The sequence below is a fragment of the Arthrobacter agilis genome (assembly GCF_002953615.1).
GTDB lineage: Bacteria > Actinomycetota > Actinomycetes > Actinomycetales > Micrococcaceae > Arthrobacter_D > Arthrobacter_D agilis_B.
Genome location: NZ_CP024915.1, coordinates 1,450,393 through 1,452,605 on the forward strand (window position 1 = coordinate 1,450,393; position 2,213 = coordinate 1,452,605).

Consider the following 2,213-nt stretch of genomic DNA (forward strand, 5'->3'; position numbering starts at 1 on the left):
TCCCTTGGACATCTTCGACTTCCTTTGGAGCGTTCGCTGCACTGCTGCAGTTCTGACTGCGGACGGACTTCCGCGCGCTTCTTCCTCGCTGACAGGGTGTGTCGACAAAAAAACCCCTCAGCCTTGTCGGGCTCTGCGAGGGGTTGCGCGTGACTGCAGTCGTCTACCGGACGGGCTTCAGGCCACGCGCTGGGTAAGGACGACGACTACGGGTTGGAGCTGCATACCTGTAGTTTCCACGCCCCCGCGAAAGGGTGTCAAACGCTCCCCTTCCTGTCTCACATGATGGACACGGCGTCCAGTTAGTGGACATTAACGCGAGCGGCGCCCGGGCCGGAGATCGCCTCCGGCCCGGACCTCGCCTGCGACGCCCCTAGCCCGTGTACGCGCCCATGGAGGCGGAGTGCACGAGTTTCGCGTACTTCGCCAGGACACCCTTCGTGTAGCGGGCCGGGAGCGGCTCCCACCCCACCCTGCGCTGCTCGAGCTCCGCTTCGTCCACGAGGAGGTCGAAGCTCTTCGCCGCGATGTCGACGCGGATGCGGTCGCCGTCGCGCACGAAGGCGATGGGGCCGCCGTCGACCGCCTCGGGCGCCACGTGCCCGATGCACAGGCCGGTGGTGCCTCCGGAGAACCGGCCGTCGGTCAGCAGGAGGACGTCCTTGCCGAGCCCGGCACCCTTGATGGCGCCGGTGATGGCGAGCATCTCTCGCATACCCGGGCCGCCCTTGGGCCCCTCGTAGCGGATGACGAGGACGTCACCCGCCTGGATCTCGCCGGCATCGAGCGCGTCGAGGGCGCCCTGCTCACGCTCGAACACGCGGGCGGAGCCCTCGAAGACGTCGGCGTCGAAGCCGGCGCTCTTGACGACGGCACCCTCGGGGGCGAGGGAGCCGTGCAGGATGGTGATGCCACCGGTCCTGTGCAGCGGGTTGTCGAGCGCGCGAAGGATCTTGCCGTCGAGGTCCGGCGGGTCGATCTCCGCGAGGTTCTCCGCGAGCGTCTTGCCGGTCACGGTCAGGCAGTCGCCGTGCAGCAGTCCTGCGTCCAGGAGCGCCTTCATGATGACCGGCACGCCGCCCACCTTGTCGACGTCGAACATGACGTAGCGGCCGAAGGGCTTGAGGTCGCCGAGGTGCGGGATCCGGTCGCCGATGCGGGTGAAGTCGTCGAGCGTGAGGTCCACCTCGGCCTCGCGGGCGATCGCCAGGAGGTGGAGGACGGCGTTCGTCGAGCCGCCGAAGGCCATGGTGACCGCGATGGCGTTCTCGAAGGCCTTCTTCGTCATGATGTCGCGGGCCGTGATGCCGAGGCGCAGCAGGTTCACGACCGCCTCACCGGACTTCCGCGCGTACATGTCGCGGCGGCGGTCGACCGAGGGCGGCGCTGCCGAGCCGGGCAGGGACATCCCGAGGGCCTCACCGATGCAGGCCATGGTGTTCGCCGTGTACATCCCGCCGCAGGCACCCTCACCCGGGCAGACGGCGCGTTCGATGCTGTCGAGGTCCTTCAGGCTCATCTTGCCCGCGGCGCAGGCGCCGACCGCCTCGAAGGCGTCGATGAGGGTGACCTCCTTCTCGGTGCCGTCCTCGAGCTTCGCGAAGCCCGGCATGATCGTTCCCGCATACAGGAACACGGAGGCGAGGTCGAGGCGGGCAGCAGCCATGAGCATGCCCGGCAGGGACTTGTCGCAGCCCGCGAGGAGGACGGAGCCGTCGATGCGTTCGGCCTGCATCACCGTCTCCACCGAATCCGCGATGACCTCACGGGAGACGAGCGAGAAGTGCATCCCCTCGTGGCCCATCGAGATGCCGTCGGACACCGAGATCGTGCCGAACTGCATGGGGAACCCGCCGCCGTCGTGCACGCCCTCCTTGGCTCCCTCCGCGAGGCGGTTGAGGGACAGGTTGCAGGGGGTGATCTCGTTCCAGGAGCTGGCGACGCCGATCTGGGGCTTGGCGAAATCCTCGTCGCCCATGCCCACGGCACGCAACATCCCGCGGGACGGTGCCGCGTGGATGCCGTCCGTGACGACGCGGCTTCTTGGCTTGATGTCTGGAGTTGTTTCCACGGTCATGGTCAAAGCCTAAGCCCGTGTTGCAGGCGGGTTTCGCCATGTGACCCCGCTGTTACAGCCTCCTGCGGAGTCCGTGGAAGAGCCTGCGCGGTGCGGCGTGACTCCTCGTGCTGCCCGATTCCGCTCCGGTACAGTG

1 protein-coding gene is annotated in these 2,213 nt (G+C 67.8%); it reads right to left on the bottom strand.

Annotated features, from left to right (window positions below; all coding sequences use genetic code 11):
* Positions 1-373: 373 nt before the first annotated feature.
* Complete coding sequence (gene ilvD / locus CVO76_RS06970) at positions 374-2,077, bottom strand: dihydroxy-acid dehydratase (RefSeq protein ID WP_133080773.1); 1,704 nt, start codon at positions 2,075-2,077, stop codon at positions 374-376.
* Between the last annotated feature and the right edge of the window lie 136 nt (positions 2,078-2,213).